The 15,863-nt window shown below is 57.0% G+C and carries 13 protein-coding genes and 1 pseudogene; 6 read left to right on the forward strand and 8 right to left on the reverse strand.

Annotation, left to right across the window (positions count from 1 at the left end; translation table 11 throughout):
- Positions 1-9: 9 nt before the first annotated feature.
- Positions 10-1,260, forward strand: a complete 1,251-nt coding sequence (flgL, locus tag H1S06_RS00815) for a flagellar hook-associated protein FlgL (protein WP_181736382.1) — start codon at positions 10-12, stop codon at positions 1,258-1,260.
- A 42-nt stretch (positions 1,261-1,302) separates the two neighbouring features.
- Here the strand turns inward: flgL and H1S06_RS00820 are convergent, their stop codons facing one another.
- The 6 genes and pseudogenes from H1S06_RS00820 to H1S06_RS15670 form a co-directional block, all read right to left on the reverse strand.
- Positions 1,303-1,632, reverse strand: coding sequence for a hypothetical protein (locus H1S06_RS00820; RefSeq protein WP_181736383.1), 330 nt, complete (start codon positions 1,630-1,632; stop codon positions 1,303-1,305).
- A gap of 1 nt (position 1,633) precedes the next feature.
- Positions 1,634-2,074, reverse strand: coding sequence for a flagellar export chaperone FliS (gene fliS / locus H1S06_RS00825; RefSeq protein WP_181736384.1), 441 nt, complete (start codon positions 2,072-2,074; stop codon positions 1,634-1,636).
- Between the two features lie 27 nt (positions 2,075-2,101).
- Positions 2,102-3,514 (reverse strand): flagellar filament capping protein FliD, encoded by a 1,413-nt coding sequence (gene fliD / locus H1S06_RS00830; RefSeq protein ID WP_181736385.1) that lies wholly within the window; start codon positions 3,512-3,514, stop codon positions 2,102-2,104.
- 37 nt (positions 3,515-3,551) lie between these two features.
- A complete protein-coding gene (locus H1S06_RS00835) occupies positions 3,552-3,929 on the reverse strand; it encodes a flagellar protein FlaG (protein WP_181736386.1) in 378 nt (125 codons plus the stop codon).
- A gap of 70 nt (positions 3,930-3,999) precedes the next feature.
- A complete protein-coding gene (locus H1S06_RS15665; RefSeq protein WP_407658757.1) occupies positions 4,000-4,449 on the reverse strand; it encodes a flagellin in 450 nt (149 codons plus the stop codon).
- A gap of 279 nt (positions 4,450-4,728) precedes the next feature.
- Positions 4,729-5,454: pseudogene (locus tag H1S06_RS15670) on the reverse strand (flagellin N-terminal helical domain-containing protein); the annotation flags it as partial.
- Between the two features lie 316 nt (positions 5,455-5,770).
- Between H1S06_RS15670 and H1S06_RS00845 the strand changes: the two are divergent.
- From H1S06_RS00845 to H1S06_RS00865, 5 genes are all read left to right on the forward strand, one after another.
- Positions 5,771-7,231: a sigma-54 dependent transcriptional regulator gene (locus H1S06_RS00845; protein ID WP_181736388.1), complete on the forward strand. Its 1,461-nt coding sequence runs from the start codon at positions 5,771-5,773 to the stop codon at positions 7,229-7,231.
- Positions 7,228-8,289: a sensor histidine kinase gene (locus H1S06_RS00850; RefSeq protein WP_181736389.1), complete on the forward strand. Its 1,062-nt coding sequence runs from the start codon at positions 7,228-7,230 to the stop codon at positions 8,287-8,289. The genes H1S06_RS00845 and H1S06_RS00850 overlap by 4 nt, the downstream gene beginning before the upstream one ends.
- Positions 8,286-9,662 carry a sigma-54-dependent transcriptional regulator gene (locus H1S06_RS00855; RefSeq protein ID WP_181736390.1) on the forward strand — a complete coding sequence of 459 codons (1,377 nt, stop codon included), beginning with the start codon at positions 8,286-8,288 and terminating at the stop codon, positions 9,660-9,662. The genes H1S06_RS00850 and H1S06_RS00855 overlap by 4 nt, the downstream gene beginning before the upstream one ends.
- A 180-nt stretch (positions 9,663-9,842) precedes the next feature.
- A complete protein-coding gene (acs, locus tag H1S06_RS00860) occupies positions 9,843-11,798 on the forward strand; it encodes an acetate--CoA ligase (RefSeq protein WP_181736391.1) in 1,956 nt (651 codons plus the stop codon).
- A 207-nt stretch (positions 11,799-12,005) separates the two neighbouring features.
- Positions 12,006-12,668 carry a response regulator transcription factor gene (locus H1S06_RS00865; RefSeq protein ID WP_181736392.1) on the forward strand — a complete coding sequence of 221 codons (663 nt, stop codon included), beginning with the start codon at positions 12,006-12,008 and terminating at the stop codon, positions 12,666-12,668.
- A 60-nt stretch (positions 12,669-12,728) separates the two neighbouring features.
- On the opposite strand, the gene H1S06_RS00870 is transcribed toward H1S06_RS00865, so the two are convergent.
- Entirely contained in the window at positions 12,729-14,258 is a 1,530-nt protein-coding gene (locus H1S06_RS00870) for a PAS domain-containing hybrid sensor histidine kinase/response regulator (protein ID WP_328515288.1), read from the reverse strand.
- A gap of 14 nt (positions 14,259-14,272) precedes the next feature.
- Positions 14,273-15,816, reverse strand: a protein-coding gene (locus H1S06_RS00875) for an IS3 family transposase (RefSeq protein WP_181736393.1) whose coding sequence is annotated in 2 segments (ribosomal slippage) — positions 14,273-15,345 and positions 15,345-15,816 — 1,545 coding nt in all. Because the reading frame shifts where the segments join, the coding sequence is not laid out codon by codon here.
- Positions 15,817-15,863: the final 47 nt, after the last annotated feature.

A 15,863-nucleotide genomic window follows, 5' to 3' on the forward strand; every position in this document is an offset into this window, starting at 1 on the left:
AGTCTTGCCATGCGTATTGCTACCAGTCAGGTATTCCTCAACAACATCAACAGCCTGTCCGAGGCCAACAGCGCGCTGTTCAAAACCCAGCAGCAGATCGCGACCGGTAAAAAGGTGTTGCAGCCCTCCGATGATCCCTTGGCGGCGGCTCAGATCATCAAACTGAAAAAGGAAGTCGCCCGTAACGACCAGTTTCAGGGCAATATCGAAGTGTCCAATCGTCGTTTGGCGCTGGAAGAGATTACGTTGAACCAGCTGTTTAATGAGGGTGTGCGTCTTAAGGAGCTGACGATTCAGGCCGGTGACGGCATCCTGAGCCAGGCCAACCAGGCTTCGCTGGCGACGGAAGTGGATGAAATCCTGCAGCAGATGTTGGGGTTGGTGAATACCAAGGATGTGCAGGGCGAATATCTGTTTTCCGGCTTCAAGGGTGAAACGCGTAGCTATGAATATGACGAACTGACGCAGAGATATGCGTATCAGGGAGACAGCGGTCAGCGCTATATCCAGATCGGTCCGGATACCAAAGTAGCGTCTACGGATGCCGGTACTCGCCTGTTTGAACAGGTTCCCGGAGTCGTGATGCCGAGCATGGCGGCCAATACAGCGGTACGGGATATTCATGTTCGTGATTTCAAGGCGCTGGAGCAAGCAGATGCCGCCGGTACTTCGCCTTACAGCATGACATTGACGGATACCGGCGAATTCAGTGTTCAGGATAGCCTGGGCAACCCGGTACCGGTGTTTACAGGGGAGGATCCGACGGAAGGTAGCCCCTCGATGACGGTGGCATCTGGCGACCGGGTACGCTTTGGCGGTGTCGAAGTCGTGATCGGGGACCTCCCGGCTGCGGGCGCACCGGCCGATGTGGTAACCGTCGAAACGGAAACACAGCGCGATAATATACTGAATGTCGCGCTTGAGTTGCGCAATGGCCTGCAGAATGTGGATTACACGACCGACGAGGGCAAAGCGGTGCTGGATCAGCTGTTGGGCAAGACGCTGACGGCTCTGGAAGGGGTGCAGGATACGAATATTCGTGCCCGAGGCTCTATCGGCGCCCGCATGAATGCACTGGAGCAGCAGGAAATGGTGAATGAAGACTATCAGTTATTTACCAAGGGGGCGCTGTCGTCTTTCGAGGACCTGGAATACAACGAAGCCCTGAGCCAGTTTGCACTGCAGCAGGCAACCCTTCAGGCAGCCTATTCCAGTTTCAGCCAGATCAGTGGCCTGAGCCTGTTCAACTACATCAAGTAAGATGGCCGGCCGACCGGGTGCATGACGCGGTCGGCATCGCTATTAACTGCCACGATAGGCGTCAATGCCGGCATGGTTCTTCTTTTGCTGCTTGAAGGCCTGGCCCAAGGCATCACGGCGGTCGGTGAAGTGCTGGCGCAGCTCCTCGTTCATGACCTGCAGCTGTTCCAGCAGAGGTGCTGCAAAAGCAGGGTCGCCTTCCAGTCGGTTGACATCCAGTGACACCATCAGCTGAGTCCAGTGCTGTAACGCAGGGCCCGCATTGGCTTCTTCATCCAGAGGCAGCAATGCCAAGGCCTTGAGCTGTGCATACACCTCGGTCGCGGCGTCAAAATGCTGACGCCACTGGGTTTCGGTGAGCGGCGTGGCCATATCAGCTACCTTCAGCTGCCGAGCCTGCCTGTGCTTCTGCCGGGCGTGGCGGGTTGCGCTGGTCTTCAGGAATCGCATCCCAGCCGGATTTGATCTCGATGATCAACAGACCCACTTCATTCAGCTTCTCGGTTGATGAGTCGATATTGGCCTGGCTCAGCGTTCTGATCATGTAGTCATAGAGGCGTGACAGGTTGCCGGAGACTTCATTGGTCTCCTTGTCCTGCAGAGAGCCTTCCAGCTCGCCGATAATGGCGATGGTCTTGCTGATGGCGGTTCCCTTGCTGGCCGTATCCTGGCGCTCGATTGCACCCTTGGCAATGGCCAGCTGGCGGATGGCTCCTTCAAACAACATACTGACCAGTCGATGTGGGCTGGCGTTTTCTACTTCGGAAGCAATATTGATCTGCTGATAAGCCTTGCTGCCCTGTGCATTGTTCATAAAACGAAGAGTCCCGTGGAGTAAGATTTATTTCTTGCTGCTGTTTTGGCCAATCTGAGCGAGGCTGGCCAACTGTTGCTGCAGGTAATTACCGGTATTGTTGAGCTGGGCTACGGTGGCGTCCATGGCATTAAACTGGCTGAACAGCCGTGCTTCCAGTTTTTGCAGGCGCAAGCCAAGACTCTCCCGCTGGTCGCCAATATCGTCCATCTGGCGGTTGAGCAGGTCCGTGCGGGTGGCGAAGGTGCCGTTGCTTTGCAAGTAGCCTTCCAGTGTCGTGTCCAGACGTTTGGCAAAGCCGTTGTTTTCATCACTGAAGAAACGGCTAACTTCACTGAAGCGATTTTTCAGTGCGTCATCCAGTTTTTCGCTGTCGAGCTCCAGCTGGCCGTTACGCTGGGTGGTAATGCCGAGTTGGGCCAGGCTGTTAATACCCTCATCGGTCTGGCCTCCCGACATCAGCGTACGCAGCTGATTCTGAATGGTCCGCGTGAGAGCATCCCCCTGAAGGGGGCCGGCGGCTTCGGTATCCGGATTGTAGGCGGTTTGTTGGGCGATCAGCCCCTGGAGTGCATTGTAGGACTCCACAAACCCCTCGATCATGCTTTTGACATTGGTGGTGTTGGTATTGACGGTCAGGGTGATCGGCTTGTCGGCTTCGGTGGTGTCTTTCAGGGTGATGGTGGCGCCTGGAATCACGTCTTCAATGGTGTTGGAAGACGATGTCATCAGCTGCCCTTCCAATGAAAAGCGGGCATCCAGTGCCGCCGTGACCTGATCGTAGTTGCCGTCATCGCCATCCAGCGCCGTGTCGGCGTTGGCGGTGTAGGTATAGTCGAACCCGGACAGGTCTCCCGTAGTGCTGGTGCTGCTGATCGAGGTGATGCGGTTGTCTGCGCCGGTGTCGTCACTGGTCAAGACCAGGCGAGGGCCGGATTCCAGATTCAGAATCGTGGCGGTCATACCGAAATTGTCTTCGGCATCGTTGATGGCGTCGCGGATTCCTTCCAGGGAAGTATTGCTGTCGGCAATATCGACGGTAAAGCTCTTGCCGGCGGCATTATCAAAGGTCAGAGTGCCGGTGTCACCGTCGGTGTAGCCGCTTTGGCCAACCAGCTTGTGGGCGCTGGCCAGGTTGCTGACTTCCAGAGAGTAGCTGCCAAGGCTGGCGGATTCGTCAGCCGAGAAGGAGGCGACCTTGCCGTCCGAGCTGCGTGCCGAGCGGCTGGTAAAGTTATCCACATCCGCCAGTCCCTTGAAGCTGGACTGAAAATCGGACAAGGCTCCCTTCAGGATACCGATGGCGGACAGTTCCGTTTGCAGGCGGGCTTCACGCCGGTCCAGCCGGGTGGTGGCTGGAGTTGCTTCCGCCGTTACCAGCTTGGCAACAAGGTCATTGATCGGGAGGCCGGAACCGAATCCGGTAGAAGTAATAGCCATGGGAGCCTCGGTCTTAAAATACGTTGGTCCTGAAGGATCAGGCCTGGGTATCGAACAACAGGTGCTGCATTTCCTGCAGGTGTCCAATAACTTTCAACAGATCTTCGGACGGAATCTGCTTGATGACTTCATCCGTTGCCCTGTCTACGACCTTGATGATGGTTCTCTCCACATCAGAGTCGACCTCGAAATTGATGCCGCGCTCCAGCAGCGTCATCGTTTCGTTCAGTGATGCGACGGTCTGCTCGATCTCTTCGATCGTCAGTTGTGCATTTTCATTGGCGACATCCGTTGAGCTGGAATTACTGCTCTTGGCCGGAATAGCGGCCGCCTGGGAAATCCCTTCTCCGGGCTTAGTCGTGCTGCTGCCCTGCAGCGACGGGCTTTGTCCCGTAACGGGGGAGATTGTGCTCATATCCTATCTCCTCTGACAAAAACGGGGGCCATAGGCCCCCGTCAAGTATAGCCGCTAACGGGGCTGGCCGTTAGCCCAGCAGAGACAGTACCTGCTGCGGCAGCTGGTTGGCCTGGGCCAGAATGGAAGTACCGGCCTGCTGCAGGATCTGGTTGCGAGTCAGGTTGGCAGTTTCCTGGGCAAAGTCGGCATCCTGAATACGTGAGCGAGCGGCGCTGACGTTTTCACTGATGCTGGCCAGGTTGGCAATGGTGCTTTCGAAACGGTTCTGCACCGCACCCAGGTCGGCACGCTGTTCAGAGATATAGCTCAACGCCTTGTCGATGACCGAAATGGCATCGTTGGAACCGGACTGAGAGCCGATATCAATATCGGACACTGCACTGAGGGTACCGGCTACCGGTGCCGCCAGAATATCGGTATTGGCGGCTGCAGATACGTTGAAGTTGCGGTTGGATTCAAAAGAGACTTCGCCGCCAACAACGATACTACCGTCTGAGCCGTCGCCTGCCGCGCCCATGGCCTGTCCTGCAACACTGATGGATTCGCCACCAGCACTATGGCTCAGATCCTGAATGTTGATATCCTCACCCTGTTCGTTGGTCAGGGTAATAGCAGTCTTGTCATCGCTCAGGGTTGCGAAAATGCCGGTTTCACCCGACTTGGCGTTGATGGCATCAGACAGGTTGGACAGGTCTGATGTGGTCACGCCTGCAGTGATGTTAACCGCACCGGCACCGTTGGAAGAGGACAGGTCGAAAGTTACGGTACCATCGGCACTCAGGCCACTGATAGTGGTTTCAGTACGTGCGGATGCGGTGACACCGGTACCGCCGGACAGACCGTTGACCCCTTCGGCGATGTTCTTGGCCGTTGCGCCGGCTGCGACAGCGTATTCCTCGGAACCCAGATAACCGTTGATGGTCAGGGTATCGGCCGCGACTTCGTTACCAGCCGAGATGTCAGCAGCAACAGCCGCTGCTGCACCGATATTGGCGCTGGAACCGCCCTGGTAAGCACCGATTTTCTGCGCGGAGGTGCTGCCGATGGAGACGTTGATGGTTTCGTTGGAGTTGGCGCCGACCTGGAACTTGGCAGAGGTGAAGCTGCCATCCAGAATGTTTTTGCCGTTAAACGTGGTGGTTTCGGAAATACGGTTGAGTTCCTGCTGCAGCTGAGACACTTCTTTCTGCAGGTTGGCGCGGTCAACATCGGAGTTGGTATCGTTGGCAGACTGGATGGCCAGTTCACGCATGCGCTGCAGAATGTTGGTAGACTCGCTCATGGCACCTTCGGCAGTCTGTGCCAAAGAAATACCGTCGTTGGCGTTACGCTGAGCCTGGTTCAGGCCGCGGATCTGAGCGGTCATACGGTCGGAAATGGCCAGACCGGCAGCATCATCCTTGGCACTGTTGATACGCAGACCGGAAGACAGGCGCTGCAGGGAGGTCTGCAGATCGTTCTGCGACTTCATCAGGTTGTTCTGAGCGTTGAGAGAGGCAACGTTTGTGTTGATAACAGCCATTTCTGTTCTCCTTTGACTGCCCCTTTAATAAGGTTACCGGTAGCGGCGAGGGGCAGGATGGTCATTCGTTCTCAGCAGCACGAAAGCCTGTGCTTGCCGGGTCTGATCAGGTTAGCGGCCCGGGTCGGGAAAACTTTAAGAAAAAAATCACATGTTTTACGGCCGGTTGTTTAACCCGGTGAAGATATTCGATGAAGCCCTCCTTCGATCCGGCTGCAGGTATGGCTGGCTCCTGATCTATGGATGTCAATCTATTGACATCCCCTGCTCATCCAGTACCTTTGACAGAATACTGACGAACCCCCTGGATGCGTTCATGCAAGGACCAGATACCCCTGCTGCCGGTTTCGAATTGCTGATCATCGATGATGATGCCGAGCGCCGACAGTCACTGCACACCTGCTTCGCCTTTCTTGGTCTGAGCTGCCATGCTTTCGATTTCGTGACCTGGCTGCAGCAAGGCAAGCGCTTTGATTTTTCCGCCGTCGGCCTGGTGCTGATTGGAGAAAGCAGCCTGCCGATTGCCTTGGGCAAGCTGATTGCCGAACTGGACACTCAGCGGGTACAACCCAAGCTGCTGGCCTGTGAATGGCCGGAATTGTCGTCGGATGATTTTGCACGTCACGGCATTCTGGGCGTGCTGGAGCCGCCGTATCGTTATGCTCAGCTGCTGGACTGGCTGCATCTGTGCGGGCGAGTGCATGCGCAGCGGGAGCCACTGGCACTGCAGGCGGAAATGCCCGGATTTGTCGGACAAAGCCGACCGATCCGAGATATTCGCCATCTGATCACACAGGTCGCGCCCAAGGATATCAGCGTACTGATTACCGGTGAATCGGGGACCGGTAAAGAAGTGGTAGCGCGTTGTCTGCATGAGCACTCGACGCGTTGTTCAGGGCCTTTTGTGCCGGTGAACTGTGGTGCCATTCCATCCGAACTGCTGGAAAGCGAACTTTTTGGTCACGAAAAGGGCGCCTTTACCGGTGCCATCTCAAGCCGGCCGGGGCGTTTCGAACTGGCCAACGGCGGTACCCTGTTTCTGGACGAAATCGGTGATATGCCGCTGCCGATGCAGGTCAAGTTGCTGCGCGTGATTCAGGAGCGCCAGTTCGAACGGGTGGGGGGCAGTAAAACGCTGGAAGCGGATGTGCGTATTATTGCCGCGACCCACAAGAATCTGGAAGTCATGATTCAGGATGGGCAGTTCCGTGAGGACCTCTATTATCGCCTGAATGTTTTCCCGCTGGAGATGCCGGCACTGCGCGATCGCCTTGAAGATCTGCCGTTGCTGATTCATGCCTTGAGTGCCCAGCAGGATGAGGGGGTGCCGCTGCAGTTTCACCCGACGGCGCTGGCGTCACTCCAGCGGCACTCCTGGCCGGGCAATGTGCGAGAGCTGGCCAACCTGATTGAGCGGCTGGGAATTATTCATCCCGGTGGCGTGATCGGTGTTGCCGAGTTACCGCCAAAATTCCGTCATATAGAAGACCCCCAGACACCACAAAGCGACATGCTTGCCTGGTTTGCGGCTGAGGATGACGAGCGCGTAGCACTGGACTCGATCAAGTCCGCTGATCCCGAAGGTTTGGCCGGGCGAGTGTGTTTGCCGGCGGAAGGCCTGAACTTGAAGGACTGGCTGGAAAGCCGGGAGCAGTTGTTGATTCGCCAGGCGCTGGAGGCCGGTGGGCAGGTGGTCTCCCGTGCGGCGAAGCTGCTGCATTTGCGTCGCACGACACTGGTGGAAAAAATGCGCAAGTACGGGATTGAGCGTCAATGACCGATCTGCAGGCAGCGGAACGGCGCATTGCGTTGCTGGAAGCCGAGCTGGATCATGCACGGCAGCAGCAGCGCCACCTGCAGGGGTTGGTCAGTCGTATACCCGGTGGGGTGCTGGTGATCGACCAGACCGGTCGTATCACGGATTACAATCCGGCGGCCGAAGCATTGCTGGGCATCGATCTGGCCGAGAAGAGCTGGCTGGAGGTGATTAACACCTGCTTTGCTCCGCGTCCGGATGATGGCCATGAGGTGTCATTGCAGAACGGCCGTCGGGTCAGCCTCTCGACCCAAGCGCTGGAAAGCGAGCCGGGGCAGCTGGTTTTTATTACCGACCAGACACACACGCGTACCTTGCAGGAACAACTGCATCATTACCAGCGCCTGTCCGAAATGGGGCGGATGATGGCGTCGCTGGCCCACCAGGTGCGTACCCCCTTGTCGGCCGCATTGCTGTATGCCAGCCATCTCATGGTACCTCAGCTGGATGATGACACGCGGGTTCGCTTTGCCGGCAAGGTGAAAGCGCGCCTGAGCCATCTGGAACAGCAGGTACGTGACATGTTGATCTTTGCCCGTGGTGAAACGCGACTGGAAGACCGGGTGGATGGGCGTACCCTGATGGCCCGTTTGGAAGACCTGCTGGATCAGCCATTGACGCAATATGATGCGGATTGTGATTGTATCAATGCTGCAGCAGAAACCGTTATCCAGTGCAATTTGGAGGCCTTGCTGGGAGCTGTACTGAACCTGATTAACAATGCATTACAGGCTTGTGGCGAGGGCTGCGAATTACAGTTGTCTCTTCGTTGCGATGCCAACTGGTTGCTGATCGAGGTGTGTGACAGCGGACCGGGCATGGACTCGGCCATGCTGCAAAAGGTGCAGGAACCCTTTTTCACGACCAAATCCCATGGGACGGGGCTGGGACTGGCGATCGCACAGGTGATGGCACGTGCACACCGGGGGCATTTTGAGCTGGACTCTGCACCGGGGCAGGGGACCTGCGCCCGTTTTCGTTTACCCGTGTTGAACACAGCTGAATTGGGAGTTACATGAGCGCGACCGTTCTGATCGTAGAAGATGACGTGAGCCTGCGTGAGGCGATCGCGGATACCCTTGAACTGGCCGATATTCGCTATCTGGAGGCCGGCAGCGCCGAGGAGGCGCTGGAATTGCTGCAGCAGCAGCGAGTGGCAATGGTGGTGTCCGATGTCAATATGCCGGGCATGGACGGTCATGCTCTGTTAGCACAACTGAAGACGCGCTGGCCAGCCTTGCCGGTGGCCCTGATTACCGCCTACGGTCAGGTTCACAAGGCGGTTGAGGCGATCCGGGAGGGAGCGGTGGACTATGTCATGAAGCCCTTTGAGCCGGAACAGTTGATCGGGCTGATTCGCACTCACGCTCTGGGCGTCAGTAGCCCGACGCGTGACGAGCCGATCGCACGGGCCCCTGGCAGTCGACAGCTGCTGCAGCTGGCGCAGCGTGTGGCGGTGACCGGTTCGACCGTATTGATTACCGGCGAATCCGGGACCGGCAAGGAGGTTTTGGCACGCTATATCCACGATCATTCCACTCGTGCCGCTCAGCCATTCATCGCCATCAACTGTGCCGCCATTCCTGAAAGCATGCTGGAAGCAACGTTGTTCGGGCATGAAAAGGGGGCTTTTACCGGAGCGATTGGCAGTCAGCCGGGCAAGTTCGAACAGGCCAATGGCGGCACCCTACTGCTGGATGAGATCAGTGAAATGGAACTGGGCCTGCAGGCCAAACTGCTGCGCGTACTGCAGGAGCAGGAGGTCGAACGAATCGGCGGCCGTAAGGTGATTTCACTGGACGTGCGTGTCCTGGCGACCAGTAACCGACAGCTGGAACAGGCCGTAGCCGAAGGCCGCTTTCGCGAGGATCTGTACTACCGCCTGAATGTTTTTCCGTTGCAATGGCAGCCTCTGCGGGAACGGGCGGAGGATATAGAGCCTTTGGCACAGCGGCTGCTTGCTCATCACTGTGCCAAGATGGGGCGGGCTGTTGCTGTCCTGGATACGGATGCGGTACAGCGCCTGTGTCAGCATGATTGGCCCGGCAATGTGCGCGAGCTGGATAACGTGATCCAGCGGGCATTGATCTTGCAAGGCGGCACGCGTATTCAGTCAAGCGACCTGCACCTGGGAACTCAGGCGATCCCGTTGCAACCGGCTGCAACGCAGCATATATCGGCCTTGCAAGGTGAGGAACCGGTGCTCGATGGAGGTCTGGACAGTGATCTCAAGCAGCATGAATATCAGTTGATTGTGGATGCCTTGAAGGCGACGGCGGGCAGTCGCAAGGATGCAGCGGAAAAGCTGGGCATCAGTCCGCGCACGCTTCGATACAAGCTGGCCCGGATGCGTGAAGAGGGAATTGATCTAGAGTCGATGCTGGCAGGTTAGTAAGTGGTTGCTTACCGTGGAGTTTAAGACTTTTGTCGTGATCCGAATAGACCAATGTCTAATTCAGAGGTATGGATCGGCTTGGGTATAACCCTAGATATCCAACTCGCATGCGCCGGACACTAATAACAATACGGCGTGAATAGGTATAACAACAAAACGCAAGTTAAGGGCATCACGATGAGTGAACAAAAAGTATATCCGGTTGATCCGGCTTTCGCGGCCAAGGCGCATGTTGATGCGGCGGCCTACCAGGCCATGTACGAGCAGTCGATCAACGATCCGGATGCTTTCTGGGGCGAACAGGGCAAGCGTCTGGACTGGTTCAAGCCTTACACCAAGGTCAAGAACACCACATTCGATCCGCACAATGTCGATATCAAATGGTATGAAGACGGCGAACTGAACGTCGCGTACAACTGTCTGGATCGCCATCTGGAGACCCGTGGTGATCAGGTCGCGATCATTTGGGAAGGCGACGATCCGGGCGAAGATGAAAAAATCACCTACCGTGATCTGTACGAGCGCGTGTGTCGCTTCGCCAACGCACTCAAGGCGAAAGGCGTGCAGAAAGGCGATGTTGTCACCCTGTACATGCCGATGATCCCGGAAGCGGCAGTGGCGATGCTGGCCTGTGCCCGTATCGGTGCGGTTCACTCGATCGTGTTTGGCGGTTTTTCCCCCGAGGCCCTGGCGGCACGCATTGAAGGTGCCAAATCGAAGGTGGTGGTGACATCCAACTATTCTCTGCGTGGTGGCAAGGCCGTGCCGCTCAAAGAGAATGTGGATAAGGCGCTGGACAACCATGAAGCCGGCAAACTGATCGATACCGTTTTTGTGGTCAAACGCGTTGACAAAGACGTGGCCTGGAACGATAACCGTGATGTCTGGTTCGATGAAATGGTGGCCAACGAGCCGGCCGAATGCCCGGCTGAATCGATGAATGCCGAAGCACCGCTGTTCATTCTGTACACATCCGGTTCCACTGGTGCGCCCAAGGGCTTGGAGCATACGACTGGTGGTTATCTGGTGTACGCGTCGATGACGCATGAGGCGATCTTCGATTATCACGAAGGAGATGTGTACTGGTGCACGGCGGATGTAGGCTGGGTTACCGGACACAGCTATATCATTTACGGGCCGTTGGCCAACGGCGCAACCACTCTGATGTTTGAAGGAGTGCCAAGCTATCCGGACAACAGCCGTTTCGGTCGCGTGATCGAAAAGCACAAAGTCAACCAGTTCTATACCGCGCCGACTGCCATTCGAGCCTTGATGCAGCAGGGCGAAGATGTGCTTGGTGATGCGGATCTGTCCAGCCTGAAATTGCTGGGCTCTGTTGGCGAACCAATCAACCCCGAAGCCTGGACCTGGTATCACCGTGTCTTTGGTCAGGGCAAGTGCCCGATCGTGGATACCTGGTGGCAGACGGAAACGGGTGGCATCCTGATTGTGCCGTTGCCGGGGGCCACGCCGGCCAAGCCGGGTTCTGCCAGTCGTCCGTTCTTTGGCGTACAGCCGGCACTGCTGGATAACGAAGGCAACGAGCTGGAAGGCGAAGCTGAGGGCAGCCTGGTGATCAAGGACTCCTGGCCGGGCCAGAGTCGCTCGATCTGGGGGGATCATGAGCGCTTTATCCAGACGTATTTCTCCAGCTTCAAGGGTGTTTATACCACGGGTGACGGTGCCCGTCGGGACGAAGACGGCTACTACTGGATTACCGGCCGTGTCGACGACGTGATCAACGTATCCGGACACCGCATGGGAACGGCGGAAGTGGAGTCGGCTTTGGTAGCACACCCGGCGGTAGCCGAGGCGGCAGTGGTGGGCTATCCGCATGACCTTAAGGGGCAGGGGATCTACGTGTATGTCACTCTGCAGACGGGCTATGAGCAGTCTGACGAGCTGATGAAAGAGCTGCGTGGCTGGGTGCGTCAGGAAATCGGTCCTATCGCGTCTCCGGACCTGATCCAGTTTGCGCCGAGTATGCCCAAGACCCGCTCGGGCAAGATCATGCGCCGTATTCTGCGAAAGATTGCCGAGGACGACTTCGGTGCACTGGGTGATACCTCGACGTTGGCGGACCCGAGTGTCGTGGATGACCTGATTGAAAACCGCATGAACCGCAAGGGCTGATGTAAGTAGGCACTCGCATACAAAAAGCCTCTCGGTTATGCCGAGGGGCTTTTTTGTCTGCAAAAGAGAGACAGGTACAGCTTGCATGCAGTTTTGTTGACAGATTGGTGCTATTATTGGCACCGAAAAATCTCAACGTTCGCCACCTTCGGAGCCCGTTGTCCACAGGGACGGCCAGACAGTTTCGAAGCATCAGGGAGACGATCAATGCAACTGGCCCAGAAGATCATTATTGCCGATGACCATCCTCTATTCCGTGCGGCACTGCGCCAGGCGGTCACCCAAGCGGTGTCGGACGTCGAAATCGTAGAGGCAGACAGCTTGGCAGCGGTCCAGGAAGCGGTGGAGCGACATGGCGATGCCGATCTGGTCCTGTTGGATATCCACATGCCCGGCACACATGGCTTTTCGGGGCTGGTATTCCTGCGTGGTCAGCATCCTGGTGTTCCGGTGGTCGTGGTCTCCGGCAGTGAAGAAACGCATGTAATGAAGCGGGCGATCGATTATGGCGCTTCCGGTTTCATTCCCAAATCGGCATCCTTGGAAATCATCTCGGAAGCGATCACGTCGGTGCTGGAAGGCGAAGAGTGGCTGCCTCAGGAGCTGACCGAGAATCTGGGCGAAGTGAGCGAAGAAGATCAGCAGTTTGCCGCTGCCCTGGTGTCTCTGACCCCGCAGCAGTTCCGTGTATTGACCATGCTGACAGAAGGCTTGCTCAACAAGCAGATTGCCTATGAACTCAGCGTTTCCGAGGCCACCATCAAGGCGCATGTGACCGCCATTTTGCGCAAGCTGGGTGTGCATAGCCGTACTCAGGCCGTTATTGCTGCTCAGCGTCTTGGCGTTGAGCCGCCCAAAACGGAAGTCTGATCCAAGCCAGGCCCGGGCCCTGCGAGGCACGCCCATAGGGGGTGCCTGCAACGGGTGGCCTTACTCCTTCTCGGCTCGGATAGTGGCAATAATCTTGTTGATCATCGCCCGCAGGGCTGCGGGTTTCACCGGTTTGGTCAACAGCTGAGCGCCTGCAGCCTCGATTTCGTCCCGAACCTCATCCGTACGGTCGGCGGTGATGACAACCGCCGGTGAGAAGTACTCGGCCCCTTCGTCTTGTCCATCCAGTGTCGCCAGTTCCTTCAGTGCCATGATACCGGTGTCGGTCTCACCCAGATGATAATCGGCCAGGACAATGTCCGGAATCCATTGCTGTACCTGCAGCTGGTGCAGTGCTTCGGCTGCCGATAGTACGGTCACGACCTCACAGGACCAACCGTTGAGCAGCGCGCTCATGCCTTCCAGAATTTTGGGCTCGTTGTCGATCACCAGGACCTTGATGCCGTTCAACCCCTTGCTGCGAATCCAGCCGCGTTTTTCCGGGCGCTGTTTCTGAGCCTTGGAAGGATCGCCCAATGGCAGGGTAATACTGAAAACGGTTCCTCGAGAAGGCCATGAACGTACATTCAACTGATGTCCCAGCATGCGGGCAATACGGTCCGTAATGGCCAGTCCCAAACCCAGGCCTTTGACCTGGCTGTGCTTGGGGTTGTCGATGCGCTTGAACTCTTCAAACACTTCCAACAGTTTGTTTTCAGGAATGCCGACACCGGTATCCCATACTTCCAGGCGCAACTGGTTGCCGACGCGGCGTGCACCCAGGAGTACTCGGCCGGAGCCGGTGTAGCGCATGGCATTAGAGAGGAAGTTCTGCATGACACGGCGCAGCAGGGCCTGATCGGAATAGACCACCTGTTTGCAGCTGACGGTGTCAAAGCGTAAATCCTTGCCCTTGGCCAGGGCGCTGAATTCGGTATCCAGGGTCTGGAACAGACCTTCCAGCGAGAAGTGAGTCAGCGAAGGTTCCAGTGCGCCGGCATCCAGTTTGGAGATATCGAGAATCGCGGTGATCAATTCTTCGGCGGCCTTGAGCGAGCCATCCAGGTTTTCCACCAGTTGATTGGTTGCCTCGCTGTGGCTTTGCTGTGCCAGGGCCGAGGTGAACAGGCGGGCGGCATTGAGCGGTTGCAGGAGGTCGTGACTGGCGGCGGCCAGGAAGCGGGTTTTGCCAAAATTGGCCGCTTCGGCGTCGGATTTGGCCTGGCGCAGCTCGTCCTCCATTAGAGCGCGGATGGTATTTTCCTTGCGCAGCTCCTTGTTGACAACGGACAAGGCGTGGGTGCGTTCACGGACCCGTTGCTCCAGGTTCTCGTTGGTTTCCTGTAATGCCTGTTCGGCCTTGCGGCGTTCGGTAATGTCCTGATACAGGGTGAAGTAGCCGAGAACATCGCCATATTCGCCAATATGGGGGATATACGTGACCTCCGCAAAACGGATGCTGCCATCCTTGGTGGGCAAGCGCGTTTCAAAGCGCTGACGCTCGCCTTGAAGTACAGCGTCAATATAATGACGCCGGTGCACATATTCTTCCGGCGGCAGGCGGTAACTGTCAACGTAGTTGTCGCGTATAAGTTATCAGCTCTTTAAAAACTCGCCGCCTTTTCCGGGTTCAGTGTGACTGACTCCGGCAAGCTGAAGTCACGGATATCACCTGACCAGCGTTGGGGGTTCTTGGCCTTCTCGACTTCGAGAACCCGTTTGCGTTGCGCCAGGATATACTCGGCCTCGCCGTTATGACGCTGCTCAGGTGTCACGTATTTCAGAGCACTGTGCCGATGCTCGGTGTTGTACCAGCGCACGAACTTCAACACCCAATGCCGTGCCTCTTCGAGCGTCTTGAAGCCATTCACCGGGAACGCCGGTCGGAACTTCAGGGTTTTGAACAGTGACTCCGAGTAGGCGTTGTCGTTGCTGACGCGAGGTCGGCTGTTCGAGGGGGTAATGCCCAGGTCGTACAGCTTTTCCAGGAACGTCGCGGCCTTCATGGGGCTGCCGTTATCAGAGTGCAGCACCAGCGGCTTGGATCGGGCGGCCAGATGTTCCCGCCAGTAGGCCTTTTCGACGAACTCGCTGGCCAGTTCTCCGGTTTCACGCGCGTAGACTTCGTGGCCCACGATCTTACGGCTGTAGACATCCATCATCAGGTACAGGTAAAACCAGGTGCCACGGGCAGGTCCAGGCAACCAGGAGATGTCCCAGCACCAGAGCTGATTAGGCTCGCTGGCTTCATGTGTGGTTGCCTGGCGTTTGCGCTCAGGCGGTTTCTGCCGGCCTCTGGCATGCAGCTGATCGTATTCGTGCAACACCCGGTAGAACGTAGATTCCGACGCCAGATAACGCCCTTGATCCAGCTGATCCGCCACAATAAACGCCGGCGGGGCACTGCGATATCGCGGTTGATTACAGAGCGATACCACGGCTTCACGCTCCTGCTCTGACAGCTTGTTATGCGGTGCAGGTCTGGGCGCGATCGGTCGTTGATCCGCATGGACCAACTGATTCGCCGTCCAGCGCTGGTAGGTGCGCACACTCAGGTTTAGCAAGGCACAGGCCTTGACCAGCGGAGCACCGTTGCTCTGAGCCTCCTGGATCAGACTAACGGCATGCTGGCGATCCGGGAGGCTGGTCATTCGTCCTCGTCTTTGGGGCCCCAGATCGCCTCTGCTTTTTTTGACAGTATTAGCAGCGCGGCCGTCTCCGCGAGCGCCTTCTCCTTGCGGCGTAGATCAGCTTCTAGCTGCTTGATCCGTTTGCGCTCGGCCTTGGTCGCTTGGCGATGCTGTTTGGCTTGCTCATCTGCTTGCGCATTGGCGCCCATACAGGCCGCCTTCCAGGCTTCGATCTGCTCCGGGTACACACCGCGCTGGCGGCAATATTCGCCGATCTCCGCTTCGCTCATCGGAGCGGTCTCCAGCACCATGCGGAATTTTTCTTCGCTGCTCCACTTGTCCGGGGCGGCTGAGTTGGATGGCAAAACGGCACCTCGTTCTCTGGCGGCTTTACGCCAATTGTACAGGGTCGCGGTACTGATGCCTTCCTGACGAGCCAGCTCGGCTACTGTCATGCTGTGAGGCGGCGCCATTTTTTGGAGGATGGCTTCCTTACGTTCCGGTGAATAGTGGGGCATGGTTGTCCTCTGAAATTTTCAGGCGACAACTACGCTGACACATAGGG

It is taken from the genome of Marinobacterium marinum (genome assembly GCF_013868415.1).
GTDB lineage: Bacteria > Pseudomonadota > Gammaproteobacteria > Pseudomonadales > Balneatricaceae > Marinobacterium > Marinobacterium marinum.

Excerpts from the sequence above, each read along its gene's own strand:
- flgL (WP_181736382.1), top strand. The coding sequence starts at position 10 with ATGCGTATTGCTACCAGTCAGGTATTCCTCAACAACATCAACAGCCTG.
- H1S06_RS00820 (WP_181736383.1), bottom strand. The coding sequence starts at position 1,632 with ATGGCCACGCCGCTCACCGAAACCCAGTGGCGTCAGCATTTTGACGCC.
- fliS (WP_181736384.1), bottom strand. The coding sequence starts at position 2,074 with ATGAACAATGCACAGGGCAGCAAGGCTTATCAGCAGATCAATATTGCT.
- fliD (WP_181736385.1), bottom strand. The coding sequence starts at position 3,514 with ATGGCTATTACTTCTACCGGATTCGGTTCCGGCCTCCCGATCAATGAC.
- H1S06_RS00835 (WP_181736386.1), bottom strand. The coding sequence starts at position 3,929 with ATGAGCACAATCTCCCCCGTTACGGGACAAAGCCCGTCGCTGCAGGGC.
- H1S06_RS15665 (WP_407658757.1), bottom strand. The coding sequence starts at position 4,449 with ATGGGCGCGGCAGGCGACGGCTCAGACGGTAGTATCGTTGTTGGCGGC.
- H1S06_RS00845 (WP_181736388.1), top strand. The coding sequence starts at position 5,771 with ATGCAAGGACCAGATACCCCTGCTGCCGGTTTCGAATTGCTGATCATC.
- H1S06_RS00850 (WP_181736389.1), top strand. The coding sequence starts at position 7,228 with ATGACCGATCTGCAGGCAGCGGAACGGCGCATTGCGTTGCTGGAAGCC.
- H1S06_RS00855 (WP_181736390.1), top strand. The coding sequence starts at position 8,286 with ATGAGCGCGACCGTTCTGATCGTAGAAGATGACGTGAGCCTGCGTGAG.
- acs (WP_181736391.1), top strand. The coding sequence starts at position 9,843 with ATGAGTGAACAAAAAGTATATCCGGTTGATCCGGCTTTCGCGGCCAAG.
- H1S06_RS00865 (WP_181736392.1), top strand. The coding sequence starts at position 12,006 with ATGCAACTGGCCCAGAAGATCATTATTGCCGATGACCATCCTCTATTC.